Raw genomic sequence first — 26,503 nt, 5'->3', positions numbered from 1 at the left:
CCTTCTGGATTGCCGGGTCAAGCCCGGCAATGACATCGAAACTAAAACGGCAATACTGCTTCAATCCCAGGAGGAGATGCGAGCATGATCCGAGTGACCACCAGCAGCGTGATCAATGCCCCGGTCGAGACCCTGTGGCGGGCGATCCGGGACTTCAACGGCCTGCCCGACTGGCATCCCGCGATCTCCAGCAGCAAGGTCGAGGATGGCGGCGACCCCGACCGCATCGGCTGCATCCGCAGCATGGAACTGGCGGGGAATGGCGGCCTGATCCGCGAGAAGCTGCTGGCGCTCTCCGACGCCGAGCACCGGGTCCGTTATTCGATCCTGGAATCGCCGATGCCGGTCGAGAACTACGTCGCCACGCTGCGCCTGCTGCCGGTCACCGACGGCGACCGCAGCTACGCCGAATGGACCGCCGAGTTCGACGTGGCGCCAGAGAACGAGGCGGCGATGCGCAAGCTGATCGGCCAGGGCGTGTTCCAGGCCGGCTTCGATTCGCTGAAGCAGCGTTTCGGCGGCTGAGCCAAGACCGAAAGGCGGCCGCCGTCCACGGCCGCCTTCTTTCTGTTTGCGGGCGTTCGTCAGCATGTAGCATTCCCGCTCTATCGTCAGAATCGTCTGGCTGATCCGGGGGGATTGCTCATGAAGCGTTGCGTGGCGATGGCGCTGCTGGCCGTCGCGGTTCCTGCTGCGATGGCCCGGGCCGAGGAGCCCTATTCCTCCGTCGCCGTGTTCGGCGACAGCCTGAGCGACCGCGGCCGGATCCCGGGGCTGATCCAGCAGCAGAACCCGGCCTTCCCGCTGCGCTTTCCGGTCTCGCCGCCCTATTTCGGCGCCCGCTTCTCCAACGGCCCGACCTATGCCGAGCGGCTGCCCGGCCTGCTGGGCCTGGACGCCGAGCCGGGCCGCAACTTCGCCGTCGGCGGCGCCGAGACCGACAGCGGCAACATCGCCAACCCGCTGCTGGCGCAGGGCGGCGTCACCCTGCCCGGCATCCGCGACCAGATCGGCGCTTATACCGGTACCGGAGGCCGCTTCGGCGCCTCGGACCTGGTGATCCTCTACGGCGGGGCCAACGACTATTTCGCCTGGCTCGGCGGCACGCCGTCGCCGGCCGGGCTGCAGGCCGAGGTGGCGCGGACCGTGGGCAACATCGAGGCCGATGTCCGCCGGCTGGCCGCGGCCGGGGCCAGGACCATCCTGGTGCCGAACGTGCCGGATCTCGGCGCCACCCCGTCTTTCCGCGGCACCGCCGGCCAGGCGCTGGCCAGCGCCCTGTCCGCGGGCCATGCCGAGGCGCTGAACCGGCAGATGGGCGCGCTGGCGCGGGAGCTGGATGTGCAGATCGTGGTGGCCGACTTCGCCACCGGCCTCAAGACCGTGCTGGCCGACCCGGCCCGCTTCGGCTTCGGCAACGTCACCGAGGCCTGCGTCGCCAGCGCGACCTCCCTGCCCTCCTACGTCACGCCCGGATCGGTCTGCGGCGACCCGGAGAGCCGGCTGTTCTGGGACGGCGTGCACCCGACCGCGCTGGGGCACCAGCTGCTGGCGGAATACGCCGCCGACACGCTGATGGCGCCCACGACCATCGGCGCCCAGGCCGGGCTCGCCCTGCTGGCCAGCGACAATTTCCTGCGCCGGGTCACGGACGCGATCAGCAGCGGCGACGCGGCCGGCAGTCCGATGCTGGCCGGCGCCCTCGCCCCTGCGGACCGGCCGGTCGACGGCTTCCTGACCCTGCAGCGCGCCTTCGGCAGCCAGGGCTTCGACCGCGGCGCCACCGGCTTCGACTACGGCGTCACCTCGATCACCGGCGGCGTCACGGTGCGGCCGGTCGACCGGGTGACGCTGGGCGTGGTCGCCGCCTACGACACCGGCGACGCCGATCTCGACCGCGGCTGGGGCACGGTCGACTACAGCTCGGTCCGGATCGGCGCCGTGGCCGGCTATGACGACGGCGCGCTGTTCGGCGGCGCCGGCGTCGCCTACGGCTTCGACAGCTACGAGCTGGAGCGCCGGACCTATGTGCCGCAGCTGCGCGCCTCGGCCGACCCGGACGGCAACAGCCTCAGCGTCTTCGGCCGGGCCGGCTACCGTTTCGCCGTCGACGCCTTCACCTTCGGCCCGATCCTCGGCCTGCGCTATTCCCGGGTGGAGATCGACCGCTATTCCGAATCCGGCGCCCCCGGCCTCGACATGACGGTGGAGGGCCAGACGGCCGAGGCCCTGATCGGCAGCGCCGGGATCGCCGCCGCCGCCCGATTCGAGGCCGGCACCGCCCTGGTCACGCCGCATCTGGAGCTGTCGGTCGAGGGCGACCTGCTGGGCGGCGACCGCTCGATCGACACGGCGCTCGTCACCGTCCCGGATGTCCGGCGCGTCCAGGAGGTCGAGGCCTCCGGCGGCGTCTATGGCCGGCTGGCCGGCGGCGTCGCCGTCCGGCTGATCCCGGCGGTGACGGCGCAGATCGGCAGCGAGACCACGCTGGGCCGCGACGGCGGCGACGACTATGCCGTGACCGGACGCCTCGCTGTGCGCTTCTGAGAACCCGGCTACCATCGCGTCGGAAGGGGCCAACCCTGGAGGGGACAGGCCGATGACGACGGATTGGGCCGGGGACAACGACCCGGAGGAGCGCCGCCGCGCCACGATCGCGGCGGCGAAACAGCGGGCGACGCTGGTCGAGCGCTGGTCGCGCGAGGATATGGGCAAGCTGGAGTCCTGGGCCGAACGGGCCCGGGCGGCCGCCGTCCACGCCCGCCCGGGCATGCGGGTGCTGGACATCGGCTGCGGCGCTATGGCGCTGGAGGGGATGCTGCCGGCGGGCTGCACTTATCTGCCGCTCGATTGCGTCCGCCGCGACGACCGGACCATCGTCCGCGACCTGAACCGGGAGCCGTTCCCGGAGATCGAGGCCGACATGGCCTTCGCCCTCGGCGTGCTGGAATATCTCTACGACGTGCCGCGGTTCCTGCGCCGGCTGCGCGCCGCGGTGCCCCGCGCCCTGCTGAGCTACCATCCGCAGGACCGGAACATCGGCCGCGACCGCTGGTCGCTGGGCTGGGTCAATGCGCTGAACTCGGTGGAGCTGACCGCCCTGCTGCGCCACGCCGGGTTCAGGAATGTCGAGGTCGTCCCCTACAAGCCCAAGCTGCTGTTCTATCTGGTCGAGCGCGACCCGGCATAGGGCCGGGCGCCGTTCCCGGACTCGACTCGGGCGCCGATTTCGACTAGAACAAAACACGAACACAACCCAGCGAGACACCTTGATGGCCGCGAGACCCGCCGCGTCGACGCCGATGGATTCGCTGCGCCGAATCCCCTTCCCCTCCGCCCGACCCGACATCCGAGGAGCCGCCCGCCCGATGCGACCGATCCGGGACATCCGGTCCGAAGCCGATCTCGAAGAGGCGGTGCGGCGCTGCGAGCTGCGCTGGCGCGCCCTGGAGAAGGGGCTGCGCGAGGACGAGATCGCGGCGCTGCTGTCGCTCGGCCTCGACCGGGCGGAGGAGCAGCTCCGCGCCCTCGGCCCGCATGATTAGAGCGCGACGCGGCCCGACGGCTGGGCTAAGAACGGCCGATTCGACCGGAGATCGGCATGGCCCAGACCGACCTGTTCATCGACCGCGGCGCCACCTTCAGCGCCTGCCGGCGCTATCGCTACCTGCTGTGGCGGCGCTGGGACCGGTCGGTGCCGCCGGCCAATTTCCTGCTGCTGAACCCGTCCACCGCCGACGAGGTCAAGAACGACCCCACGGTCGAGCGCTGCGAGCGCCGGGCGCGGGCGATGGGCTATGGCGGGCTGATCGTCACCAACGCCTTCGCCCTGCGCTCGACCGACCCGAAGGCGCTCTATGCCGAGGCCGATCCGGTCGGCCCCGGCAACCCGGCGGCGATCGTCGAGGCCGCCCGGGCCGCGGCGCTGGTGGTCTGCGGCTGGGGCCGGCATTGCGATGCCGTGCGCCCCGGCTGGGGCCGCACCCTGCTGCGGATGCTGGCGGAGGCCGGGGCGGTGCCGCACGCCCTCGCCATCACCTCGGACGGCTCGCCCAAGCATCCGCTCTATGTCGGCTACGCCGTGCAGCCGGCACCGGTGCCTGCGGTCTGACCGGAGGCTGACTCCCCCTCCCCTCCGAAAGCGCGCCGCTTTAAGATCGGCGCGATCCGGACGGATTCCGCCCTCGGATCGAGCGAGGGAACGCATGCTCCAGGCCTCCAGGGACCGACGCCCGCTGTCCAGCCGCGACCCGGACAGCCTGCGCATGCCGGGCCTGGCGGTCGCCCTGCACGCCCTCGGCGTCACCCTGTTCCTGGGCGGGCTGCTGATCGGCGCCATCCTGGCCGCCCGGCTGTTCGGCGCCGCCGACACGCTCGGGCAGATCTCCGCCCTGATTCCCGACCGGCCGGCCGACATGATGGGGATGCCGGATGCCCGAATCGCCACCCTCGCCGACATGATCGGCGACGGGCCGGGGCTGCGCCGGCAGCTGGAGATCGAGGCGTGGGCCGTCGGCGGCGGCGCCGTGATCTCCGGGCTGGTGCTGTGGCTGCTCTGCGCCGCCCTGGCCTCCGCTCTGGCGCGGCTGCAGCGGATCGAGGCGGCGCTGCAGCTCGGCCCCGGCCGGCTCGCCCGGCCCGAATTCACGAAGGATTGACGCTTCCTGTCCTATCTCCGCCGACAACCGGGCTTCGGCCCCAAAGGCATTGGAGTCGGAGTTGATCTCATGACTGGGGGCCAGAGCCGCGAACCGCGTTCCGAAATCGCCGAATGGGCCGCCCGCTACCTGGAGCGGCTGGACCAGCCCTTCGATGCCTGGGAGGCGGACTTCTTCCGCCGCGGCTGCAGCTTCCTGTCGCGCCGCGTCGCCGCCGGCGCCGCGTCGAGCTGGCGCTCCCTGACCCTGCCGCCGGACCGCCGTGACGAGGTCTATTCCGGCCCGCTCGCCGCACGGCCGCTGACGGTGGAGGAGATCGACCGCTTCCGCGACATGCTGCGGCGGATCGTGCGGGAGGGATGAGGGGGCGGTCAGGAGCGAATGGCGGGGCCGCGGCAGCGGCCGGTCGCAAAAAGAAAGGCCCGCCGAAGCGGGCCCTTTTCTTTCCATCCTGCGAACTGGTGGGCGCACTAGGGCTCGAACCTAGGACCCGCTGATTAAGAGTCAGCTGCTCTACCAACTGAGCTATGCGCCCGTTCGCTCGGGACGGGCGGTGATATAGCCAACGCCCCGACGGGTTGCAACCCTTTCTTCACGAAAATCTCAACCTTTGTCGGCGCCCTCTCCCGGCGCGGCCGACAGCAGCCTGCGGCCGGACTCCCGCTGCTGGCATTCCAGCAGGATGTCGCGCGCGATCGGCGCCGCGTATTCGCTGCCGCCGCCGCCATGCTCGACGATCACCGAGCAGGCGTAGCGCGGCGCGCCGACCGGGGCGTAGGCCACGAACCAGGCGTGGTGACGCTGGTTCCACGGCCAGTTGTCCGGGTTCACCCCGGCGGCGCGTTCGGCCATGCTGATGCGGCGGACCTGGCTGGTGCCGCTCTTGCCGCCCATCTCCATGCCCTTCTGCTTGATCTGCGACTTGCGGCCGGTGCCGCGGGTCATCACCGCGGCCGTGCCCTCCATCACCACGTCGATATGGGCCTTGGCGAAGCCCATCGACGGGACGTCCGGCGTCTCCGGCATCGCCTCGTCGCCGATCGCCATGACCAGGCGCGGCACCACCGCCTTGCCGCCGTTCACCAGCCGCGCCGTCATGGTGGCGAGCTGCAGCGGCGTCGCCAGTACATAGCCCTGGCCGATGCCCGCGATCAGCGATTCGCCGAGCTGCCAGGAGGTGCCCATCGCGCCCTCCTTCCAGGCCTTGGTCGGCATCAGCCCCGGCCGCTCGTTCGGCAGGTCGACCCCCAGCTTCTGGCCGATGCCGAACTTGCGCGCGCCCTCGGCCAGCCGGTCGATGCCGAGCCGCCGCGCCATCTCGTAGAAATAGACGTCGCAGGACTGGGCCATTGCGTCGACGACATTGAGGCTGCCGTGGCCGCCGCGCTTCCAGCAGTGGAAGCGGTGGTCGCCGAGATTGACGTAGCCGGGGCAGAAGATGCGCTGGTCCGGCGTGGTCACCCCGGCCTCCAGCGCCGTCATCGCCACCGCGATCTTGAAGGTCGAGCCCGGCGGGTACTGGCCGTTGATCACCTTGTTGTTGAGGATGCCGTAGGGATCCTCGACCAGGCGGCGCCAATCAGCCGATTTGATGCCGTTCGGGAACAGGTTGGCGTCGTAGGACGGGTGCGAGGCCATGGCCAGCACGTCGCCGTTGTGCACGTCCATGATCACGGCGGCGGCGCTGAACTCGGTCTTCAGCCGCTCCATGACGTAGCGCTGCAACTCGAAATCGATGGTCAGCCGCGCTTCCCGGCCCGGCTTGCCCTCCTCCCGGTCCAGCTCGCGGATCACCCGGCCGACGGCGTTCACCTCGACCTGGCTCGACCCGGCGACGCCGCGGAGGTCGGCCTCGTATTGCCGCTCGATCCCCGACTTGCCGACGCGGAAGCCCGGCAGGCTCAGCACCGGGTCGCCGGTCAGGTCGCCCTCGGCCACTGCGCCGACATAGCCGATGATGTGCGCGGTCTCGACCCCGAAGGGGTAGCGGCGGGATTCGCCGACCTCGATCGACAGGCCCGGCAGCTCCGGCCCGTTGACGTCGATCCAGGAGACCTGGTCCCAGCTCAGGCTCTCCTTCACCGTCACCGGCACGAAGGCGCGGCGGCGCTTCACGTCGCGGGTGATGCGGGCCAGGTCGGCCTCGGTCAGCGGCACGCCCTGCGCCAGCCGGCCGAGCACGGCCTGGATGTCCTTCGCCTCTTCCGCCACCAGCACGACCCGGAAGTTCTGGTCGTTGACCGCGAGCGGGACGCCGAAGCGGTCGGTGATCAGGCCGCGCGACGGGGCCAGGAGCCGCATGTTGATGCGATTCGATTCGGCCAGGACCTTGTAGCGGTCGCTCTCCTCCACCTGCAGGTAGTAGAGCCGGCCGGCCAGCACGCCGAGCAGGCCGAGCTTCAGCCCGCCGAGGGCGAAGGCGCGGCGGGTGAAGCCGCGGGAGCGGTCGGTGTCGCGGTCCATCGGCCTAGTCCCCTGCCCGCAGGAAGCCGCGATGCACCTGGATGAACAGCCAGGCCAGCGGCGGGAAGACGGCGATGGTCAGGACCAGCCGGACCAGCAGCGGCCGCGGCGGCACGACCGCGAAATCGTACAGGCCGACGCCGATCCATTCGACGATGGTGACGGCGGCCGCCAGCACGGCGAAGCCGAACCACAGCACCACGAAGGGCCGCCCGGCCAGGAAGCGGCGCTGGCGCAGCAGCACCCATTGGCACAGCAGCAGGATCGCCGCGTGCAGCCCGATCGGCGCATCGGTCAGCACGTCGTGCATCAGCCCGACCAGGAAGATCAGCCACATCGGCATCAGGTCCGGCCGGTGCACCCCCCAGTAGTAGACCGAGGCCAGCGACAGGAACGGCGCGATGTTGCCGTAATAGGGCAGATGCGTCGGCGTCACCCCGACCAGCACCAGGATCAGGGTCACGGCCCCTGGGGCGGCGTGGCGGGCGGCGAGGTCGAGCTTATGCAGCAGGTCCCCGGTCATTGCGCGAAGCCGGGCACCGGCTGCATCGCCATGCCGGGATCGACCGTGCGGAAATCGACGACCTTGACGTGGGTGATGGCCTCGAGCGGCTCGATCGGCTGGATGCGCACGGCGCTGTCCTGGGCGGCGGCGACGACGCCGACCGGAAGGCCGGCCGGGAACATGCCGCCGCTGCCGGAGGTGACGATGCGGTCGCCGACGCGGATCGACGCGTCCGGCGGCAGGTACAGCAGCCGCGGCCGGTCGGTGTTGTCGCCGCCGATGACGGCGCGCTGCTGGGTGCGCTCCACCACCACCGGGATGCGGGCGTTCAGGTCGGTGATCAGCAGCACCCGGGCGGAATGGTCGCCGGTCTGCACGATCCGGCCGATCAGGCCGCGGCCGCCGAGCACCGCCTGGCCGTCGCGGATGCCGTTGGCGGAGCCGAGATTGATCGTCAGGCTGCGCACGAAGGCGCCGCCATTGTCGCCGACGACCCGGGCGGTGAGGAAGGAATGCGCCGAATCCGGCGTGTAGTTCAAAAGGTTGCGCAGGGTCAGGTTCTCGGCCTCGAGCCGGAAGGCGACGTCCTGGTATTGCCGCAGCGTCGCCACCTCCTGCCGCAGCCGGGCGTTCTCGCCGCGGATGTCGGACAGGCTCTGCATCTCCGTCACCAGCCGGGCGACGCTGGCGGCCGGGCGCGACATGGCGTCGAGGATCGGCGCCACGGCGTCGACCACGCGGGCGCGGATGCCGTCGACCAGCACCGCGTCGATCTTGCCGACCATCAAGAGGCTGATCGCGGCGAACAGCAGGAGACCGAAGGAGAATCGGTGCGCGACGGCTCTGATCGCCGCGATGCGCGCCACCGGCCTGCTCCGCTGCATCACCCGCATGTCCGTCCGCCGAAGACCGGATTCCTGAAAACGCAGAGTACTACCGTTTTCCCGAATACCCCAGCATGTGCCGGGGCGCTGATCAATACATGTTGATCAGAACGTGCTTGAGAGTCTTCATCTCCTCCAGCGCCCGCCCGGTGCCCAGCGCGACGCAGGACAGCGGGTCGTCGGCGATCGACACCGGCAGGCCGGTGGCGTGCCGCAGCACCAGATCGAGATTGCCCAGCAGCGAGCCGCCGCCGGTCAGGACGATGCCCTTGTCGACGATGTCCGCCGCCAGCTCCGGCGCGGTGTGCTCGAGCGCCACCTTCACCGCCTCGACGATCTGGCTGACCGGCTCGGCCAGGCTCTCGGCGATCTGCCGCTCGGAGATCACCAGCTCCTTCGGCACGCCGTTCAAGAGGTCGCGGCCCTTGATCTCCATGTAGCGGCCCTCGCCGTCCTCCGGCGGGGCGGCGGAGCCGATCTCCTTCTTGATCCGCTCGGACGAGCCCTCGCCGATCAGGAGGTTATGGTTGCGGCGGATATAGGCGATGATCGCCTCGTCCATCTTGTCGCCGCCGACGCGGACCGAGCGGGAATAGACGATGCCGCCGAGCGACAGCACCGCGACCTCGGTGGTGCCGCCGCCGATATCGACCACCATGCTGCCGGTCGGCTCGGTCACCGGAAGCCCGGCGCCGATCGCCGCCGCCATCGGCTCCTCGATCAGATAGACCCGGCGGGCGCCGGCGCTCTCGGCCGATTCCTGGATGGCGCGGCGTTCGACCGCGGTCGACCCCGAGGGCACGCAGACGATCACCTCCGGCGCGGCGAAGCTGCGCCGGTTGTGCACCTTGCGGATGAAATGCTTGATCATCTCCTCCGCCACCTCGAAATCGGCGATGACGCCGTCGCGGAGGGGGCGGATGGCGGTGATGTTGCCCGGGGTGCGGCCCAGCATCTGCTTGGCCTCGTCGCCGACCGCCAGGACCTGCTTCTTGCCGCGGATGTTGGCGATCGCCACCACCGACGGCTCGTTCAGGACGATGCCACGGCCCTTGACGTAGACCAGCGTGTTCGCCGTGCCCAGGTCGATGGCCATGTCGGCCGAGAGGAAACCGAAGAAATTGAACATGCGGCCGTGATGTCCTGTCAGCCGGGCTCGGCTGGGTAAGGTCCAGTGCGAGGGGCGGGAACGGCGGGCCGATCCCGCCGCCGCGTTGCTTTAGACCAGCGCGACCCGAGTCTCAAGCGGAGAGTCGGGCCGAATCACGCCGCCGGAAATCACATGCCGCGCTCGGCCATCGCCCCGCTGACGCCGACGTCCCGCGGCGCCGAGCACTGCCCCGGCCGGCGGTACAGGCAGATCTCGCTCGGGCAGCTCTCCAGCCGGTAGCCGGTGTTCGGCGGCATCTGCTCCGGCCGCGCCATGACGTAGTTGAAGGATTGGGCCGAACGCCACAGCCGCCGCGTGTCGTCGCCGAACCAGAACACCGGCACGTCGCGGTGCAGGGTGGTGTAGCCGGCCAGGTCCGACCATGGCGTCAGCAGACCCAGGCCGCACAGCGCCTCGCGCTCGTGCAGCGCCTGCGTGGCGGCGATGCCGGGCGCGACGCGGGTCCATTCCGGCCCCCAGCGGTCGCTGGCCGACAGCAGGCCCGAGGCCAGCACCCAGGCGGCGCACAGCACCGCCAGCGGCGTCCAGCGCGGCACGCCGCTCCACCTTTCCGCCGCCAGCTCCTTGCCCAGGCGCCGGGCCAGCCGCTCGGTGCCCAGAGCGGCCATGATCAGCAGGAAGGGCAGCGCCGGCAGAACGAAGCGGTACTCCTTGTGGGCCACCAGGCTGTGCGACAGCACCACCGCCAGCGGCACCGCCACCAGCATCGGCTGGCCGCGCGCGCCCAGCACGATCAGCGCCGCCATCGGCGCCAGCCACCACGACCAGATCCGGGCGTATTCCTCGAAGTAGAAGCCCGGCGGCATGACGCCGAAGCTGTGGCTCTTCTCCTCGACGATGTTGATCCAGAAGTTCTTCACGACCGACTGGAACGGCCAGCCGAGCGTCACCCAGTCGAGCAGCCCGTTGCACAGCACCACCGGCCCGAGCCCGGCCAGCAGCATCGGCCGCAGCCGGCCGCGCCAGTCGCCCCGGCTGGCGACCACGGCCGCAGTCAGGATCGCCGGCAGCAGATGGAAGCGGAAGACGAAGACCAGGCCGAACAGCAGCCCCGCCCAGATCAGCCGCCGGCGGTCGACCGTCTCCGCGGTCCAGGCCAGCCAGCAGGCGATCAGGAGCAGGCTGGTGGCGATCGATTCGGTCAGCGCCGTCGGCGCGTAGTAGACCAGCTCGAACCAGACGGTGGCGATGAAGGCCGTGGTCAGCCCCGCCGTCAGGCCGGCGGCGCGCTTGGCCCAGAGGAAGGCGACCGCCGGGATGCTCAGCGACAGCGCCGACCACAGCCCCTTCGATACGGCGAGATAGGCGGACGGGTCGTCGCTGATCCAGGACACCGCCTTCATCAGCCCCGCCAGGATCCCCGGCAGCAGCCAGGAGCGGATGCCCTCGCGGTACTCCCAGGGCACGATGCCCTGGCCGAAGGCCAGCCGGTGCGCCTGCTCGTAATACTGGAACAGCTCGTCGGCGTGGTGGATCCGCGGGAACGCCAGGGCGAGCACGATGCGCAGCAGCAGCCCGAGGGTCAGCAGGCCGGCGAGGCCGATCAGCCAGCTGGGCCAGCGGTCGATGACGCCGGGCCGCGACGGATAAGGCAGAGCGACCGATGCTGCGGTGGCGCCGACGGGTCGACCCAGATAGCGATCGGACACGGAGGGATCGACCGATCGGCGTTGCTCCACAGTGTCGTCGGCCATATCGCTCCGAATCGCAGAGAGGAAAAAACGATGCCGCTGCCTATAACACCGGCAACGCGGTTTTCGTCTGAAAAATCCTCAGAAAAAGCATCATATCCAGGATCTTGTTGGGAGTTTGTCGGCGCGTCCGCCGAAAGAAGGCGCGGCCCGGGATGAAAATCGCCGGCGGCTGCGTATATGGGTCATGAAACGCCGCAAGGACGATTTCGACGTCATCGCCGAGCTGCCGGGGCTGAAGCGCTACGCGCTGGTCCTGACCCGGGATGCTGCCGAAGCCGAGGACCTGCTGCAGGAGACCCTGCTGAAGGCCTATGAGGGGCGGCGCAGCTGGCAGCCGGATCGGGCGCTGCGCCCCTGGCTGTTCGCGATCATGCACAACGCCCACGCCTCGCGCCTGCGCGGCCGCCGGGCGGAGGATGCCCGCATCGTCCAGGCGACGCAGCTCGCCCCCGAGATCGGCGCGCCGAGCCAGGACGCCCGGGTCCAGCTGGCCCAGGTGCAGCGGGCGATGCTGACCCTGCCGGAGGAGCAACGCGAGGCGCTGCTGCTCGTGGCGGTCGAAGAGTTCCGCTACCAGGAGGCCGCGACCATCCTCGGCATCCCGATCGGCACGCTGATGTCGCGCCTGGGCCGGGCCCGGGCGGCGCTGCGCGAGATCGTCGGCAGCGGCGCCGGCGATGCGGCGGGCGACCGCGGCACCGATGGACCGACCCCGCCGCGGCTGCGGCTGGTGGAGTGACGCCCATGACCCAGACCCCGACCATCCCCACCGAAGCCGAGATCCAGGCCTATATCGACGGCGAGCTCGACCTGCCCCGCCGCATCGAGATCGAGGCCTATCTCGAGGCCAACCCGCCGGTGGCGGCCCAGGTGATGGCCGATCTGCGCCTGCGCGACGCGCTGCGCCTGGCCTTCGCCGAGGATGCCGGCATCCGCGTCGCCAGCTACGAGAACGCCCGGCTGCTGGGCCGCGCCGTGCGCTGGCGCCGGCTGACCGGCCGCCTGCGCCGGGTGGCCGCGGTGGTGCTGCTGGTCGGCATCGGCTGGAGCGCCCAGTCGATGCTGGGCGTGACCCGGATCGACAGCGCTTCGGCCACCATCCCGGCCTATGCCGACGAGGCCGGCGACGCCTACCGCGCCGTGCTGTACCGCCACCTGGTCGATCCGGCCGAGCCCAAGGGTGGGCTGAAGCCGGAGGACCTGGCCAAGGCGCCGATCACCCTGCCCGACCTGCCGCAGGGCTGGTCGATCCGGTCGATCGAGGTGGTGCCCTGGGACGGCGGCTCCGGCTTCGAGGCGACGATCGACACCGACCGGTTCGGGCTGGTGACGCTGTTCGCCGCCGCCACCGACAGCTTCGACGTGCAGGAGCCGCAGGCGCAACGGGCGAAGGACGTCACCGTCGCCTACTGGCAGGTCGGCCCCTCGGTCTACGCGCTCTGCGCCGAGGCCAAGGCGGAGGACCTGCTGGTCGCCGCCAGCGGCCTGGCCGAAACCCTTTACTGAACGCTCACGAAGGAGTGAACGACCCCATGAACATGCCGCAATACCAATGGCAGACGACGGCGCGCCCGACGGCCGCCGAACTCGATGTCGGCCTGCGCCAGCACATGCTGCGCGTCTTCAACTACATGGGCCTGGGCCTGGTGATGACCGGCCTGGTGGCCTTCCTGGTCGCCAGCACCCCGGCGCTCTACATCCCGATCTTCACCACCCCGCTGAAATGGGTGGTGATGCTGGCGCCTCTGGCCTTCGTGTTCTTCTTCTCGTTCCGCATCCACGCCATCTCCTCCTCCACGGCGCAGATGGTGTTCTGGCTGTTCTGCGCCACGATGGGCCTGTCGATGGCGTCGATCTTCCTGGTCTTCACCGGGACGAGCATCGCCCGCACCTTCATGATCACCGCGGTCATGTTCGGCGCGATGAGCCTGTACGGCTACACCACCAAGGCGGACCTGTCGCGCTTCGGCTCGTTCCTGATGATGGGGCTGATCGGCATCATCATCGCCAGCATCGTCAACATCTTTCTCGGCTCGACCGCGCTGCAGTTCATCGTCTCGGTCGCCGGCGTGCTGATCTTCACCGGCCTGACCGCCTGGGACACCCAGCGGATCAAGGAAGAATACGCCGAGCACTACGACACCGAGAGCCTGAACAAGCTGGCGGTGATGGGCGCGCTGTCGCTGTACCTGAACTTCATCAACATGTTCCAGCTGCTGCTGCAGCTGACCGGCGTGACGCGGGAGGAGTAAGGGCGTGTACGATAACGAGAAGCAGGCCATCGACGATCTGTTCGTGAAGCTGGCGCGGGCCGAGCGCGACGGCGGCCCGCGCGACGCCGGCGCCGAGGAGCTGATCCGGCGCCGCCTCGCCGAGCAGCCGGCCGCCGCCTACTACATGGCCCAGGTCATCCTGGTGCAGGAGCAGGCGCTGGCGGCCGCGCAGGCCCAGATCAACGAGCTGGAGCGGCGCGCCGCCCAGCCCGCGGCCGGCGGCTTCCTGGCCGGTCTGTTCGGCGGCGGCCAGCGGCCGCAGCCGTCCGGCTCGGCCCCCTGGGGCCGGCAGGCGCAGCCCGGCCCTGGTGCCCGCGGCGGCTACGGCGCCCCGCAGGGCTACGGCCGACCGGGCGGCGGCGGCTTCATGGCGGGTGCGATGCAGACCGCCATGGGCGTGGCCGGTGGCGTCGTCCTCGGCAACCTGCTGATGGACGCCTTCACGCCCGACGTCGCCCAGGCGGCCGAGGATGCCGCCGGCGACCTGGCCTCAGACGCCGGCTTCGATATGGGCGGCGAGGAGTTCTGAGAGTAAGCTGGGGCCGGAGGCCGCCGTGCCTCCGGCCCTTCCTTTTTTGACGTGAGCCGATTGGACGTATCGTGGAATCCTTCGTCGCCCAGGTCACGCAGTTCATCACCGACAACCAGGCCTGGGCGGGGCCGATCCTGGCCCTGCTGGCCTTCGGTGAATCCATGGCCGTGGTCGGCCTGATCGTCCCCTGTACCGCGCTGATGCTGGCGACCGGCGCCCTGGTGGGCGGCGGCGTTCTGCATCCCGCGCCGGTGATCCTGTGGTCGATCGCCGGCGCCGTGCTGGGCGACGCCGTCTCCTACTGGCTGGGGCAGAAGCTGGGCCCGAACGCGCGCAATGTCTGGCCGTTCTCGCGCGACAGGACGATGATCGCCCGCGGCCGGCTGTTCTTCCGCCGCTGGGGCACCGCCTCGATCTTCCTCGGCCGCTTCCTGGGCCCGCTGCGCGCCGTGGTGCCGCTGGTCGCCGGGATCATGCGCATGCGCCAGTCCCGCTTCCAGATCGCCAACATCCTGTCGGCTATCGTCTGGGTTCCCGCCATGCTGGCGCCCGGCTGGCTGGTGGCCCAGGGAATCGGCGAGCTGGAAGGCATCGGCGAGACCGAATGGATCGTCATGACCGGCGGTCCGCTGCTGGCCGGCGCCCTGACCCTGGCGATCTTCGCCAAGCTGGCCGCCCGCCGCGCCGTCCCGGTCCGCGCCCGGCGCGAGCGCCCGGCCGGCAACCAGGGATGAGCGGAGAGCCGTCATGGGCCTGAGCGGTGCGAAGCTCCTGATCATCGGCGCGGTGGTCGCGCTGCTGTTCCTGCCGATGCTGCTGCGCCAGGCGCGGTCGATCCCCGCGCTGCTGGAGCAGGCGCGCGCCGCCTTCGGCGGCGAGGACGCCGAGACGCACGGTCATCGCCCCGAGCGAGCGGCGGAGCCGGTCCGCCAGGCCCCGCCCCCGGCCAGCTTCGCCGAGCGGCTGGGCCGCGGCATCGGCCGGCTGCTGCAGCGCCTGGGCCTGTTCCGCGCCGGCTGACGGCCACCTCCCGGCCGGAACCGCTTCCGGCCCGGTGCCGTTGATCTTCTGGCCGACCCGTCCGGCACCTTCCCGCCGGGCGGGCCCTGCGGTTGGAGGTCGGCATGCCGTCCATTGCGCTACTGCCCCTGATCGGCGCCCTCCTGGTCATCGCCGGTTTGGTGTATTCGGCCTTCCAGGGCATCTGGATCAGCGGCTTCAGCCGCGAGCGGCGGTCTTTCAGCCTGCGCGGCTTCGGGCTGAGGACGAACTGGCCGGGGCTGGCGATGATCATCATCGGCGCCATCCTGCTGCTGGCACCGACCGCACTGGCCCCCGGCTGACCCGCTCACGCGTCCTGCGTCGCGTCCGACCCGGCGCGGCGGTGATAGAGGTCGAGCACCATCTCCCGGCCGGCCGGACCCAGCAGCTCCAGCGCCGCCAGCGGATGGCGCTGCGGCTCCGGCAGCAGATCCAGGCGATTCAGCAGCAGCGCCACCGCGCAGGCGTCGCGCGGCGGCAGCAGGCGGATGTTGTCCGGATCGGACTTCGCCAGCCCGACCAGCCGGGCGAGATGAGCCATGTCCTCGTCGCTGTAATTCGGCATGTGCGTCTCCCGAGAAGGCGGCCGGAAATCCTACAGCCGATGTCGCATCCGGGCCAGAATGCCCTATTCCCGACAAAATCGCGTGTGCCGCCGGCGGAATCGCGCTAGAGGGGCGCCCGTCGGACGAACAAGAAGAAAGACCAACCATGGCCGCGGGACCGGACGGCGGGCTCCACCAGGGCTTGCAGCAGCGCCACCTCAGCATGATCGCGATCGGCGGCGTCATCGGCGCCGGGCTGTTCGTCGGCTCCAGCTCGATCATCGGCACGGTCGGGCCGGGCGCCTTCCTGACCTATGCCGTCACCGGCCTGCTGATCATCATGGTGATGCGCATGCTGGGCGAGATGGCGGCGGCCAACCCGTCCACCGGCTCCTTCTCCGACTACGCCCGGCTGGCGCTGGGCGACTGGGCCGGCTTCACCGTGGCCTGGCTGTACTGGTACTTCTGGGTGATCGTGGTCGGGTTCGAGGCGGTGGCCGGCGCCGGCCTCTTGCAGAAATGGCTGCCGGACGTGCCGCTGTGGGCCGCGTCGCTGGGCCTCCTGCTGCTGATGACCGCGACCAACCTCTACTCCGTTCGCTCCTTCGGCGAGTTCGAGTACTGGTTCGCCGGCATCAAGGTGGCGACCATCGTGGTGTTCCTGATCCTCGGCACCGTCTATGTGCTGGGGCTGTGGCCGGGCCGGGACATGGATTTCTCGAACCTGGCGCCGGCGGCCGGCTTCCTGCCGAACGGGGTCGGGGCGATCTTCTCCGGCATCGTCGTGGTGGTGTTCTCGATGGTGGGGGCGGAGATCGCCACCATCGCCGCGGCCGAGGCCAGGGACCCGGAGCGCGCGGTGGTCCGCGCCACCCGCTCCGTCGTCGTCCGCATCCTGATCTTCTACATCGGCTCGGTGTTCCTCCTGGCCGTGATCCTGCCCTGGGACAGCCTGGCGCCGAAGCAGTCGCCCTTCGTCGTCGCCTTCGAGCGGATGGGCATTCCCTGGGCCGGCGACCTGATGAACGCGGTGGTGCTGACCGCGGTGCTGTCCTGCCTCAACTCCGGCCTCTACACCGCCTCGCGCATGCTGTTCGTGCTGGCCGGGCGGCGCGAGGCCCCCGCCGGCCTCACCCGCACCACCAGGAGCGGCGTGCCCGCGCGGGCGATCCTGGCCTCGACCGTGATCGGCTACCTCTCGGTCGTCGCCGCCTATGTCTCGCCGGACACGGTGTTCCTGTTCCTGCTGAACTCCTCCGGCGCGGTCATCCTGTTCGTCTATCTGATGATCGCCGTGTCGCAGCTGGTGCTGCGCCCGCGCACGCCGCCGGAGCGGCTGCGGGTGAAGATGTGGCTGTATCCCGCCCTCACCCTCCTCACCATCGCCGGCATGGTCGCGGTGCTGGTGGCGATGGGATTCCAGGACGACACCCGGTCGCAGATCGTGCTCAGCCTGGCCTCGGCCGCCGTGGTGATCGCCGCCTGGCTGGCCCGGCGTCTCGTCCTCGGCCGCAGCGTCGCGGCGCCTGCCGAATAGCCAAAAGAAAAGGGGCCCTCCTGGGGCCCCTTCCCATTCCGGATCGCGCCGGGATCAGTTCTTGGCCTTGTCGACCAGCTTGTTCTTGGTGATCCACGGCATCATCGCGCGCAGCTTCTCGCCGACCTTCTCGATGTCGTGCTCGGCCTGGCGGCGGCGGGTGGCCTTGAAGCTGGCCTGGCCGACCTTGTTCTCGAGCATCCAGTCGCGGGTGAAGCGGCCGGACTGGATGTCGTCCAGCACGCGCTTCATCTCCTTCTTCGTCTCCTCGGTGATGATCCGCGGGCCGGTGACGTAGTCGCCGTATTCCGCGGTGTTGGAGATCGAGTAGCGCATGTTGGCGATACCGCCCTCATACATCAGGTCGACGATCAGCTTGACCTCGTGCAGGCACTCGAAATAGGCCATCTCCGGCGCGTAGCCGGCCTCGACCAGGGTCTCGTAGCCGGCCATGATCAGCGCGGTCAGGCCGCCGCACAGCACCACCTGCTCGCCGAACAGGTCGGTCTCGCACTCTTCCTTGAAGGTGGTCTCGATGATGCCGGACCGGCCGCCGCCGATCGCCGAGGCGTAGGACAGGCCGATGTCGAGCGCGGCGCCGGTCGCGTTCTGGTGCACCGCGATCAGGCACGGCACGCCGCCGCCCTTCTGGTACTCCGAGCGCACGGTGTGGCCCGGGCCCTTCGGCGCCACCATGAACACGTCGAGGTCCTTGCGCGGCTCGATCAGGTTGAAGTGCACGTTCAGGCCGTGGGCGAAGGCGATGGCGGCGCCTTCCTTCATGTTCGGCCCCAGGTCGCGGGCATAGATGTCGGCCTGCAGCTCGTCCGGCGTGCACATCATCAGCACGTCGCCCCAGGCGGCGGCCTCGGCCGGCGACATCACGGTGAAGCCGGCGGCCTCGGCCTTCTTCACCGTCGGGCTCTCGGGGCGCAGGGCGATGCGCACTTCCTTGACGCCGCTGTCGCGCAGATTGGCGGCATGGGCATGGCCCTGGCTGCCATAGCCGACGATCACCACCTTCTTCGACTTGATCAGGTTCACATCCGCGTCGCGGTCGTAATAAACGCGCATAGCTCTGTCCTCTCACACGGGGCCGGGCGGCCCGGCCTTTCTCTACGATGACGGGAACTGCCGGCCGCACGCAACCGGCAGCAATGGTTCAGACGGCGGTCAGCAGCCCTTCGGGCCCGCGGGCGATGGCGACGACGCCGGTGCGGCTGACGTCCACGAGCCCGAGCGGGATCATCAGCTGGATGAAGGCGTCGATCTTCTGGGACGAGCCGGTGACCTCGAAGACGAAGCTCTCGGTCGTCGAATCCACGGCCCGGGCCCGGAACACGTCGGCGATGCGTAGGCTCTCGATGCGCTTGTCGCCGCTGCCGCGGACCTTGACCAGCGCCAGCTCGCGCTCGACCGCCGGGCCTTCCAGCGTCAGGTCGTGCACGCTGTGCACCAGCACCAGCCGGTCCAGCTGGGCCTTGATCTGCTCGATGATCATCGGCGTGCCGGAGGTGACGACGGTGATGCGCGACAGGTCCCGCGCCGCGTCGACCTCGGCCACGGTCAGGCTCTCGATGTTGTAGCCGCGGCCGGAGAACAGGCCGATGACGCGGGCCAGCGCGCCCGGCTCGTTGTCCACCAGCACGGCGATGGTATGGGTTGCGATCTGGGTCTGCGGGGTCATGATGCGATCCGGGGAAGGTCACGAGACGAGAGTCGCGGCCACCCGATCGGATGGCCGCGGCGAAGGGCGTCGTCCGCGCCTTATACGAGCACCATCCCCTCCTCCGAGGTCGGCTTCGCGGCCTGGTCGCTCGGCCCCAGCAGGATCTCGTTGTGGGCCGCGCCCCCCGGGATCATCGGGAAGCAGTTCTCCATCTTGGAGACCTGCATGTCGACGACCACCGGCCCCTTGATCCGCAGCATCTCGCGGATCACGTCGTCGGCCTCGCCCATGCAGGTGGCGCGCAGGCCGGTCAGGCCGAAGGCCTCGGCCAGCTTGACGAAGTCGGGCAGCGCCTCGGAGTAGCTCTCGGAATAGCGCTCGCCGTGCAGCAGCTCCTGCCACTGCCGCACCATGCCCATCCAGAAGTTGTTGACGATGAAGATCTTCACCGGCAGCCGGTACTGGGCGATGGTCGACAGCTCCTGGATGTTCATCAGCGTCGAGGCCTCGCCGCCGACGTCGATCACCAGCGCCTCGGGATGCGCGATCTGCACGCCGACCGCGGCCGGCAGGCCGTAGCCCATGGTGCCGAGCCCGCCCGAGGTCATCCAGCGGTTCGGCTTCTGGAACGGGATCAGCTGCGCCGCCCACATCTGGTGCTGGCCGACCTCGGTGGTGATGTAGACGTCGTCGCGGTCGGCGGTCAGCTCGCCCAGGCGCTTGATCGCGTATTGCGGCTTGATGATCGCGTCGGGCGACCGGTCCTGGCTGAACTGCAGGCAGTTGCGCGCCTGCCACTGCCTGATCTGGCCCCACCAACCGGCGATCGCCTTCTCGCGCGGCTTGTAGCCCCGGCGCTTCCACACCTCAACCATCGCCCGGATCACCTTGCCGGCGTCGCCGACGATCGGCAGGTCGACATGGACGTTCTTGTTGATCGAGGACGGATCGATGTCGACATGGATCTTGGTCGACCCCGGCGAGAAGGCGCTGATCTTGCCGGTCACCCGGTCGTCGAAGCGCGAGCCCAGCGCGACCATCAGGTCGGCGCCGTGCATCGCCAGGTTGGCCTCGTAGGTGCCGTGCATGCCGACCATGCCCAGGAACCGCGGGTCCGAGGCCGGCAGGGCGCCGAGGCCCAGCAGAGTCGAGGTGCAGGGGAAGCCGGTCAGCTCGACCAGCTCGCGCAGCGCCGCCGACGCGTCGGGGCCGGAGTTGATGATGCCGCCGCCGGTGTACAGGATCGGCCGGTCGGCCTTGGCCATCAGCTCGACCGCCTGCTCGATTAGGTCCTGGTCGGGCTCGGTCCGCGGCCGGTAGGTGCGGTGCTCGACATGCTCGGGCGGGGTGTAGATCCCTTCGGCGAACTGCACGTCCTTCGGCAGATCGATCACCACCGGGCCCGGCCGGCCGCTGCGGGCGACGTAGAACGCCTCGTGCAGCGTGCGGGCGACGGCGTTGGCGTCCTTCACCAGGTAGTTGTGCTTGGTGCAGGGCCGGGTGATGCCGGTGGTGTCGGCTTCCTGGAACGCGTCGTTGCCGATCAGATGGGTCGGCACCTGCCCGGTCAGGCAGACGATGGGGATCGAATCCATCAGCGCGTCGGTCAGGCCGGTGACCGCGTTGGTCGCGCCCGGGCCGGAGGTTACGAGGACGACGCCGACCTTGCCGGTCGAGCGGGCATAGCCTTCCGCTGCGTGCACCGCCGCCTGCTCGTGCCGGACCAGGATGTGGCGGATCGCGTTCTGCTTGAAGATCGCGTCGTAGATCGGAAGGACAGCACCGCCCGGATATCCGAAGATAACCTCTACGCCCTGGTCCCGAAGGGCACGCAGGACGATTTCGGCTCCGGTCAGCGTTTCTGTCGACATCGGTACCTCTGTGGCGGCCCCCTCCGGGCCGCTGCGTTCAACGTTGGGGATCAACGAGGGTCGGCAAGCTAGACGGCGGATTCCGGCAGGTCAACCGGAAATGCGAAGAAAAGACAAAGTTTCGGCTGTGATTTTTTCCGAATATTGCGCGTGGACGACATGGCTGCGTTGCACCCTTGCGTTCCCGGCCGGCAGCTGGTGGCGGAACCAGGTGGTCTGGCGCTTGGCCAGGTTGCGCGTCGCCTGCTGCGCCCGGGCGATCGCGGTCTCGAGATCGGTCTCGCCGCGCAGATGCGCCGCCAGCTCCGGCACCCCGACCGCCTTCATCGCCGGCAGATCCGGGTCGAGATCCAGCGCCAGCAGCGCCCGCACCTCCTCCAGCGCCCCGGCGGCGACCATGGCGCGGAAGCGGCCGTCGCAGGCGGCGTAGAGCGCGTCGCGCGGCGGCGCCAGCACGATCCAGTCGAACACCATGCCCGGCGGCGGGCCGGACCCGGCCTCAAGCTGCCAGTCGGCGAGCGAGCGGTTGGTCGCCACCATCACCTCCCAGGCCCGGATCAGCCGCTGCGTGTCGCCGGGGGCGAGGCGCCGGGCCATCTTCGGGTCCCAGCGCATCAGCTCGGCATGGAAGGCCTCGCCGCCCAGGCTGTCATGCAGCTCGACGGTGGCGCGGCGGATCTCCTCCGGCACCGGCGGGATCGGGCTCAGCCCCTCCGTCAGCGCACGCAGATAGAGGCCGGTGCCGCCGACCACGATCGGCCGCTTGCCGGCCTTCTGCGCCAGGCCGATCTCGGCCAGCGCCATGTCGCACCAAGCGGCGGCGGAGCAGCGCGTCGACGCCGGCAGCACGCCGTAGAGGCGATGCGGCGCCCGCGCGAGGTCCGCCGGTCCCGGCCGGGCGGTGAGGATCGACAGCTCGGCATAGACCTGCATGCTGTCGGCGTTGATCACCACACCGTCCAGCGCCTCGGCCAGATCCAGCGCCAGCGCCGATTTGCCGCTGGCGGTCGGCCCGCCGATGACGATGACGCTCTCCGCCATCATCGAGACCCGCCCGCTCGTCGCATTGCCTCTCCCGCGGGGCGGGAGAGGTCGGACGTCCGCCAGGACGTCCGGGTGAGGGCTGGAACCGCCCTCGACGAACTCCCCTCACCCGGAGCCGCTTCGCGTCTCCGACCTCTCCCGCAAGCGGGAGAGGCAACGCTGGGGAGCCGCGCCTGCTCAACCATCCCTGCGCCTTTCGCGCATAGACAGGCACCGCCGCGCTGCGGCATATCCGGGGCCCGAGCTTGGGAGCTGCGCCGCGTCATGGATCTCGTCCTCACCCTCACCACCGCCCCGGACCAGCCGGTCCTCGACGATTCCCTGACCCGCCATGTGCGCAACGCGCTGGCGATCGCCGGCGGATCGCCGGGCGCGGTCGACTGGCTGGCCCCCGGCATCGCCTGCGATATCGCATTCGCCGGGGTCGATGCCAAGGCGGCGCAGGCGGCGGTGCGGCTGTCGCTGGCCGGACAGCCGGTCGACGCCAATGTCGTGCCGGCCCGGGGCCGCCGCAAGCGGCTGCTGGTCGCCGACATGGATGCCACCATCGTCGAGGCCGAGACGCTGGACGAGCTGGCGGCCCTGGCCGGCGTGGCCGACCGGGTGGTGCCGATCACCGAGCGGGCGATGCGCGGCGAGATCAATTTCCGCGAGGCGGTGGTCGAGCGCGTGGCCTTGCTGGAGGGGCAGCCCCGGTCGATCATCGACCGCGCCCTGGCCGATCTGCGCTACACGCCCGGCGGCCGCACCCTGGTGGCGACGATGCGGGCGAACGGCGCCTATTGCGCCCTGGTCTCCGGCGGCTTCGACGCATTCACCCGCCCCGTCGCCGCCGCCGTCGGCTTCGACCGGTCGGAGGGCAACCATCTGATCGAGGCCGATGGCCGCCTGACCGGAAGGGTGCGCGAGCCGATCCTGGGCAAGGACGCCAAGCGCAGCTTCCTGGAGGAGATGGCGGTCGAGCGCGGCCTCGGGCTCGACGACGCCATCACCGTCGGCGACGGCGCCAACGACATCCCGATGCTGCAGGCCGCCGGCCTCGGCGTCGGCTTCCGGGCCAAGCCGCTGGTGCGGGAGACGGTGCCCGTGTCGGTGACCCATGGCGACCTGACCGCCCTGCTCTACCTGCAGGGCTACCGCGCGGCGGAGTTCGTGGTCGTCGACACCGACTCTCAGGGCTGACTCCCTATGCCGTCATCGCGAGGAGCGAAGCGACGCGGCGATCCAGGGGCCAGTGCGAGCGGCCCTGGATGGCCACGCCCCTTCGGGGCTCGCCATGACGTCCGGTTTGTAAGCCGCGATCACCGAGGCACGGCCTGACGATGTACCGCAAGATCGCCTCCGTCGGCGGGCTGACGCTCGCCAGCCGCGTGCTCGGGCTGGTCCGCGACCAGATCATCGCCGCGGTGCTGGGGGCCGGGCCGGTGGCCGACGCCTTCTTCCTGGCCAACCGGCTGCCGAACCATTTCCGGTCGCTGTTCGCCGAGGGCGCCTTCAACGTCGCCTTCCTGCCGACCTTCACCACCACGCTGCAGCGCGAGGGCAAGGCCAAGGCGCTGGCGCTGGCCGAACAGGTGCAGGCGATCCTGCTGGCCGTCCTCCTGGTCGTGCTGGTCGCGGCCCTGGCCGCCATGCCCTGGCTGATCGCGCTGATGGAGCCGGGCGGCGCCCCGGCGGCGCAGACCGACCTGAAGGTGGAGCTGACGCGCATCACCTTCCCCTATCTGCTGTTCATGTCGCTGGTGTCGCTGCAGGGCGGCGTGCTGAACGGGCTCGGCCGGTTCGGGGCTGCGGCGGCCGCGCCGATCCTCCTGAACCTGTTCATGATCGGCGCGGTGCTGGGGCTGACGCCGTTCCTGCCCACCGCCGGCCACGCCCTGGCCTGGGGCGTGTTCCTGTCCGGCATCGCGCAGTTCCTGTACCTGGAATGGGACATGCGGCGGGCCGGGGTGTCGCTGAATCTCGTCCGGCCGCGGCTGTCGCCCGGGGTGCGCCGCTTCTTCCGGGCGCTGGGCCCGGCGACGCTGGGCGCCGGCATGGCGCAGATCAGCGTCTTCGCCGACACCATCATCGCCCAGGCGCTGCCGACCGGCGCGCAATCCTACTTGAACTATGCCGACCGGCTGAACCAGCTGCCGCTCGGCGTCATCGGCATCGCCGTCGGCACCGTGCTGCTGCCGGAGGTGACGCGCCGCCTGGCCGCCGACGACCATGAGGGCGCGCTGGCCAGTCAGAACCGGGCGATCGAGCTGACCCTGGCCCTCACCCTGCCCTTCGCCGTCGCCTTCCTGGTGGCGGCCGAGCCGATCCTGGCGGCGATGTTCGAGCGGGGACGGTTTACTGCTGTCGATTCTCATCAGTCAGCACTGACTTTGACCGCCTACGCCTTCGGCCTGCCGGCGGTGGTGCTGGTGCGCTGCCTGCTGCCCGGCTTCTACGCCCGCGGCGACACGGCGACACCGGTCAAGATCGCGGTCGCCACGGTGGCGCTGAATGTCGGGCTGAAGATCGCGCTGATGGACTCCCTGTCCCAGGTCGGCCTCGCCGTCGGCACCTCGGCCGGGGTGTGGCTGAACATCATCCTTCTGGCCTGGGTGCTGCACCGCCGCGGCCATTTCAGCCTCGACGCCGCGGCCCGGCGGCGGCTGCCGCGCATGGTGCTGGCCGGGGCAGTGATGGCGGCGGCGCTGTGGGGCCTGCTGGTCCTGGCGGCGCCGGCCCTGGCCGGCCGCTCGGACCTGCTGGCCATCGCCACCGTGCTCGGCGTGCTGGCGGTGGCCGGCCTGATCTACCTCGCCGCCCTGTTCGGCCTCGGCGCCCTGCGGCGCGAGGATCTGCGGCGGCTGCACCGGCGGGGATAAAGCCGGGTAGGTTGGGTTCGCGACCCGCGAAACCCAACATCCCGATACCGCACCGGCCGAGAAATGTTGGGTTCGCCGAGGCGAACCCAACCTACGGGAAAACAAAAAAGGCGCCGCGCGGAGGCGGCGCCTTCTTCAGCGGGACGGTGGGCTGACCTCAGCCCGGCCCGACCGGCAGGGCGACGAAGCGCAGGTCGCCGCCGCTTTCGACCAGCAGCAGCACCGATTTGCGTCCGCCCTCGCGCGCCTCGGTCACCTTCTTGGCGACGTCGGCCGGGCTGGCCACCTCGGCCTGGCCGACCTCGACGATCACGTCGCCGGGCTTCAGCCCCTTCTCCGCCGCCGGCGAACCGCCGGCGATCTCGGTGACCACCACGCCCTTCTGGTCGTCGGCCAGCGAGTACTGCTTCTTCAGCGCATCGGTGATCGGCGACAGCGTGAGCCCGAGAGCCGTAAGCTCCTGCGGCTTGCCGCTGTCGCTCTGGCTGTCCGGGGTCGAGGCCAGGAGCCCGGACTCCTCCGCCGCCTCGAGCTCGCCCAGCGTCACCGGCAGCTCTTTGCGGGCGCCCTTGCGCCAGACCGTGACCGACACCTGCTTGTCCACCGGCGTGTCGGCGACCACGCGCGGCAGACGCCGGCTCTCGGTGATCGGCTTGCCGTCGAACTGCAGGATCACGTCGCCGGTCTCGATCCCGGCCCTGGCCGCCGGGCCCTTGTCGGTCACCCCGGCCACCAGCGCGCCCTCCGGCTTCTCCAGGCCCAGGCTCTCGGCGATCTCCGGCGTCACCGACTGGATCCGGACGCCCAGCCAGCCGCGCTTGGTGCGACCGAACTGGATGATCTGGTCGATCACGCCGCTGGCCAGCGACGACGGGATGGCGAAGCCGATGCCGACCGACCCGCCCGAGGGCGAGTAGATCGCGGTGTTGATGCCGATCACCTTCCCGTCCATGTTGAACATCGGACCGCCGGAATTGCCGCGGTTGATGGCGGCGTCGGTCTGCAGGAAGTCGTCATAATTCCCGGCACCGATCTCGCGCGACCGGGCCGAGATGATGCCGGCGGTGACGCTGCCGCCGAGGCCGAAGGGGTTGCCGATCGCCAGCACCCAATCGCCGACCCGCAGCTGGTCGCTGTCGCCGAACTCGACGAAGGGCAGCGGCTTGTCGGTCTCGACCTTCAGCACCGCCAGGTCGGTCTTGTCGTCGCGGCCGATCAGCTTGGCCTCGAGGCTGGTGTTGTCGTGCAGGACGACGGTGATCTCCTCGGCGTCCTCGATCACATGGTAGTTGGTGACGATGAAGCCGTTGGCCCGGACGATGAAGCCGGAGCCGAGCGCCGTGGCGTTGCGCGGCCGCGGCGGCCGGTCGCCCTGGCCGCGCCGGTTGAAGAAGTCGCGGAAGAACTCGTCGAACGGCGATCCCGGCGGGAATTGCGGCATCTCCGGCAGGTCCTGGCCGTCCTGGACCTTCTGGGTGGTCGAGATGTTGACCACCGCCGGCACCAGCTTCTCGGCCAAGTCGGCGAAGCTGTCGGGCGCCGGCGCGGCGCGGGCCGTCCCTGTCATGGCGGCGGCTGCCGCCATCAGCATGGCCGCCACAACCAGCACCGTCGCGGCCCAACGCAGCAGGGCGGTCTCTCCCGCGGCGCGGGCGACGGCGATCGGGCGGCGGGCTATCGGTCTGGTCACGAACGCTCTCCCTCGCTCAAAGCACGACGCCGGCCCATGCAGGAGCCGGCGTCGGTCATCATACA

General features: G+C 70.2%; 28 protein-coding genes and 1 tRNA gene. 17 read left to right on the top strand and 12 right to left on the bottom strand.

Annotated elements, in window-relative coordinates; translation table 11 throughout:
* Nucleotides 1-84 precede the first annotated feature (84 nt).
* The 7 genes from G537_RS0132290 to G537_RS0132260 all read left to right on the top strand — a co-directional run bounded on the left by G537_RS0132290 (nucleotide 85) and on the right by G537_RS0132260 (nucleotide 5,021).
* Nucleotides 85-525, top strand: a complete 441-nt coding sequence (locus tag G537_RS0132290; RefSeq protein ID WP_026873554.1) for an SRPBCC family protein — start codon at nucleotides 85-87, stop codon at nucleotides 523-525.
* Nucleotides 526-645: 120 nt separating this feature from the next.
* Entirely contained in the window at nucleotides 646-2,547 is a 1,902-nt protein-coding gene (locus G537_RS0132285; protein WP_081689193.1) for an autotransporter domain-containing protein, read from the top strand.
* A 52-nt stretch (nucleotides 2,548-2,599) separates the two neighbouring features.
* Nucleotides 2,600-3,190 (top strand): methyltransferase domain-containing protein, encoded by a 591-nt coding sequence (locus G537_RS42595; protein ID WP_051249410.1) that lies wholly within the window; start codon nucleotides 2,600-2,602, stop codon nucleotides 3,188-3,190.
* Between the two features lie 178 nt (nucleotides 3,191-3,368).
* The gene (locus G537_RS44120) at nucleotides 3,369-3,545 is read left to right on the top strand and encodes a hypothetical protein (protein WP_155888875.1); all 177 of its coding nucleotides are present in this window, start codon (nucleotides 3,369-3,371) and stop codon (nucleotides 3,543-3,545) included.
* A 56-nt stretch (nucleotides 3,546-3,601) separates the two neighbouring features.
* A complete protein-coding gene (locus G537_RS0132270; protein ID WP_026873552.1) occupies nucleotides 3,602-4,111 on the top strand; it encodes a DUF1643 domain-containing protein in 510 nt (169 codons plus the stop codon).
* A gap of 94 nt (nucleotides 4,112-4,205) precedes the next feature.
* Entirely contained in the window at nucleotides 4,206-4,658 is a 453-nt protein-coding gene (locus G537_RS0132265) for a hypothetical protein (RefSeq protein ID WP_026873551.1), read from the top strand.
* A 69-nt stretch (nucleotides 4,659-4,727) separates the two neighbouring features.
* Nucleotides 4,728-5,021, top strand: a complete 294-nt coding sequence (locus G537_RS0132260; protein WP_026873550.1) for a hypothetical protein — start codon at nucleotides 4,728-4,730, stop codon at nucleotides 5,019-5,021.
* 96 nt (nucleotides 5,022-5,117) lie between these two features.
* Here the strand turns inward: G537_RS0132260 and G537_RS0132255 are convergent.
* The 6 genes from G537_RS0132255 to G537_RS41195 form a co-directional block, all read right to left on the bottom strand.
* Nucleotides 5,118-5,193: transfer RNA gene (locus G537_RS0132255), tRNA-Lys, on the bottom strand.
* A 68-nt stretch (nucleotides 5,194-5,261) separates the two neighbouring features.
* Nucleotides 5,262-7,121 carry a penicillin-binding protein 2 gene (mrdA, locus tag G537_RS0132250; RefSeq protein WP_026873549.1) on the bottom strand — a complete coding sequence of 620 codons (1,860 nt, stop codon included), beginning with the start codon at nucleotides 7,119-7,121 and terminating at the stop codon, nucleotides 5,262-5,264.
* Nucleotides 7,122-7,125: 4 nt separating this feature from the next.
* On the bottom strand, nucleotides 7,126-7,644 hold the full coding sequence (gene mreD, locus G537_RS0132245; protein ID WP_026873548.1) for a rod shape-determining protein MreD: 519 nt from the start codon (nucleotides 7,642-7,644) through the stop codon (nucleotides 7,126-7,128).
* A complete protein-coding gene (mreC, locus tag G537_RS41200) occupies nucleotides 7,641-8,510 on the bottom strand; it encodes a rod shape-determining protein MreC (RefSeq protein ID WP_034853836.1) in 870 nt (289 codons plus the stop codon). Before mreC ends, mreD begins: the two co-directional genes overlap by 4 nt.
* Before the next feature lie 91 nt (nucleotides 8,511-8,601).
* Nucleotides 8,602-9,639 (bottom strand): rod shape-determining protein, encoded by a 1,038-nt coding sequence (locus G537_RS0132235; protein ID WP_026873547.1) that lies wholly within the window; start codon nucleotides 9,637-9,639, stop codon nucleotides 8,602-8,604.
* 149 nt (nucleotides 9,640-9,788) lie between these two features.
* Complete coding sequence (locus G537_RS41195) at nucleotides 9,789-11,330, bottom strand: glycosyltransferase family protein (protein WP_162146178.1); 1,542 nt, start codon at nucleotides 11,328-11,330, stop codon at nucleotides 9,789-9,791.
* 229 nt (nucleotides 11,331-11,559) lie between these two features.
* On the opposite strand from G537_RS41195, the gene G537_RS0132225 reads away from it, so the two are divergent.
* From G537_RS0132225 to G537_RS0132195, 7 genes are all read left to right on the top strand, one after another.
* Nucleotides 11,560-12,114, top strand: coding sequence for a sigma-70 family RNA polymerase sigma factor (locus G537_RS0132225; RefSeq protein WP_026873546.1), 555 nt, complete (start codon nucleotides 11,560-11,562; stop codon nucleotides 12,112-12,114).
* A 5-nt stretch (nucleotides 12,115-12,119) separates the two neighbouring features.
* Entirely contained in the window at nucleotides 12,120-12,881 is a 762-nt protein-coding gene (locus tag G537_RS0132220) for an anti-sigma factor family protein (RefSeq protein WP_026873545.1), read from the top strand.
* A gap of 26 nt (nucleotides 12,882-12,907) precedes the next feature.
* Nucleotides 12,908-13,627: a Bax inhibitor-1/YccA family protein gene (locus G537_RS0132215; protein WP_026873544.1), complete on the top strand. Its 720-nt coding sequence runs from the start codon at nucleotides 12,908-12,910 to the stop codon at nucleotides 13,625-13,627.
* Nucleotides 13,628-13,631: 4 nt separating this feature from the next.
* Entirely contained in the window at nucleotides 13,632-14,177 is a 546-nt protein-coding gene (locus G537_RS0132210; RefSeq protein WP_026873543.1) for a DUF2076 domain-containing protein, read from the top strand.
* Nucleotides 14,178-14,248: 71 nt separating this feature from the next.
* Nucleotides 14,249-14,914 carry a DedA family protein gene (locus G537_RS0132205; protein WP_026873542.1) on the top strand — a complete coding sequence of 222 codons (666 nt, stop codon included), beginning with the start codon at nucleotides 14,249-14,251 and terminating at the stop codon, nucleotides 14,912-14,914.
* Between the two features lie 13 nt (nucleotides 14,915-14,927).
* A complete protein-coding gene (locus tag G537_RS0132200) occupies nucleotides 14,928-15,200 on the top strand; it encodes a hypothetical protein (RefSeq protein WP_026873541.1) in 273 nt (90 codons plus the stop codon).
* 104 nt (nucleotides 15,201-15,304) lie between these two features.
* Complete coding sequence (locus tag G537_RS0132195; protein ID WP_026873540.1) at nucleotides 15,305-15,523, top strand: hypothetical protein; 219 nt, start codon at nucleotides 15,305-15,307, stop codon at nucleotides 15,521-15,523.
* Nucleotides 15,524-15,528: 5 nt separating this feature from the next.
* On the opposite strand, the gene G537_RS0132190 is transcribed toward G537_RS0132195, so the two are convergent.
* Complete coding sequence (locus G537_RS0132190; RefSeq protein WP_026873539.1) at nucleotides 15,529-15,786, bottom strand: hypothetical protein; 258 nt, start codon at nucleotides 15,784-15,786, stop codon at nucleotides 15,529-15,531.
* Nucleotides 15,787-15,932: 146 nt separating this feature from the next.
* Here G537_RS0132190 and G537_RS41190 point away from each other — a divergent pair, with 146 nt between their 5' ends.
* Nucleotides 15,933-17,303 (top strand): amino acid permease, encoded by a 1,371-nt coding sequence (locus tag G537_RS41190; RefSeq protein WP_051249408.1) that lies wholly within the window; start codon nucleotides 15,933-15,935, stop codon nucleotides 17,301-17,303.
* Between the two features lie 54 nt (nucleotides 17,304-17,357).
* On the opposite strand, the gene ilvC is transcribed toward G537_RS41190, so the two are convergent.
* From ilvC to miaA, 4 genes are all read right to left on the bottom strand, one after another.
* Complete coding sequence (gene ilvC, locus G537_RS0132180; RefSeq protein ID WP_026873538.1) at nucleotides 17,358-18,377, bottom strand: ketol-acid reductoisomerase; 1,020 nt, start codon at nucleotides 18,375-18,377, stop codon at nucleotides 17,358-17,360.
* A gap of 88 nt (nucleotides 18,378-18,465) precedes the next feature.
* Nucleotides 18,466-18,990, bottom strand: coding sequence for an acetolactate synthase small subunit (gene ilvN / locus G537_RS0132175; protein WP_026873537.1), 525 nt, complete (start codon nucleotides 18,988-18,990; stop codon nucleotides 18,466-18,468).
* An 80-nt stretch (nucleotides 18,991-19,070) separates the two neighbouring features.
* A complete protein-coding gene (locus G537_RS0132170; RefSeq protein ID WP_026873536.1) occupies nucleotides 19,071-20,843 on the bottom strand; it encodes an acetolactate synthase 3 large subunit in 1,773 nt (590 codons plus the stop codon).
* Nucleotides 20,844-20,933: 90 nt separating this feature from the next.
* The gene (miaA, locus tag G537_RS41185) at nucleotides 20,934-21,887 is read right to left on the bottom strand and encodes a tRNA (adenosine(37)-N6)-dimethylallyltransferase MiaA (protein ID WP_034853769.1); all 954 of its coding nucleotides are present in this window, start codon (nucleotides 21,885-21,887) and stop codon (nucleotides 20,934-20,936) included.
* Between the two features lie 264 nt (nucleotides 21,888-22,151).
* Here miaA and serB point away from each other — a divergent pair, with 264 nt between their 5' ends.
* A complete protein-coding gene (gene serB / locus G537_RS0132160; RefSeq protein ID WP_026873535.1) occupies nucleotides 22,152-23,069 on the top strand; it encodes a phosphoserine phosphatase SerB in 918 nt (305 codons plus the stop codon).
* Nucleotides 23,070-23,209: 140 nt separating this feature from the next.
* Nucleotides 23,210-24,748 (top strand): murein biosynthesis integral membrane protein MurJ, encoded by a 1,539-nt coding sequence (murJ, locus tag G537_RS0132155; RefSeq protein ID WP_211230588.1) that lies wholly within the window; start codon nucleotides 23,210-23,212, stop codon nucleotides 24,746-24,748.
* Nucleotides 24,749-24,905: 157 nt separating this feature from the next.
* Here the strand turns inward: murJ and G537_RS0132150 are convergent, their stop codons facing one another.
* Nucleotides 24,906-26,438, bottom strand: coding sequence for a Do family serine endopeptidase (locus G537_RS0132150; RefSeq protein ID WP_026873533.1), 1,533 nt, complete (start codon nucleotides 26,436-26,438; stop codon nucleotides 24,906-24,908).
* Nucleotides 26,439-26,503: the final 65 nt, after the last annotated feature.

Source organism: Inquilinus limosus DSM 16000 (assembly GCF_000423185.1).
Lineage (GTDB): Bacteria > Pseudomonadota > Alphaproteobacteria > DSM-16000 > Inquilinaceae > Inquilinus > Inquilinus limosus.
The sequence above is the reverse complement of the archived record's forward strand: the minus strand, read 5'-3'. Positions and strand labels throughout refer to the sequence as shown.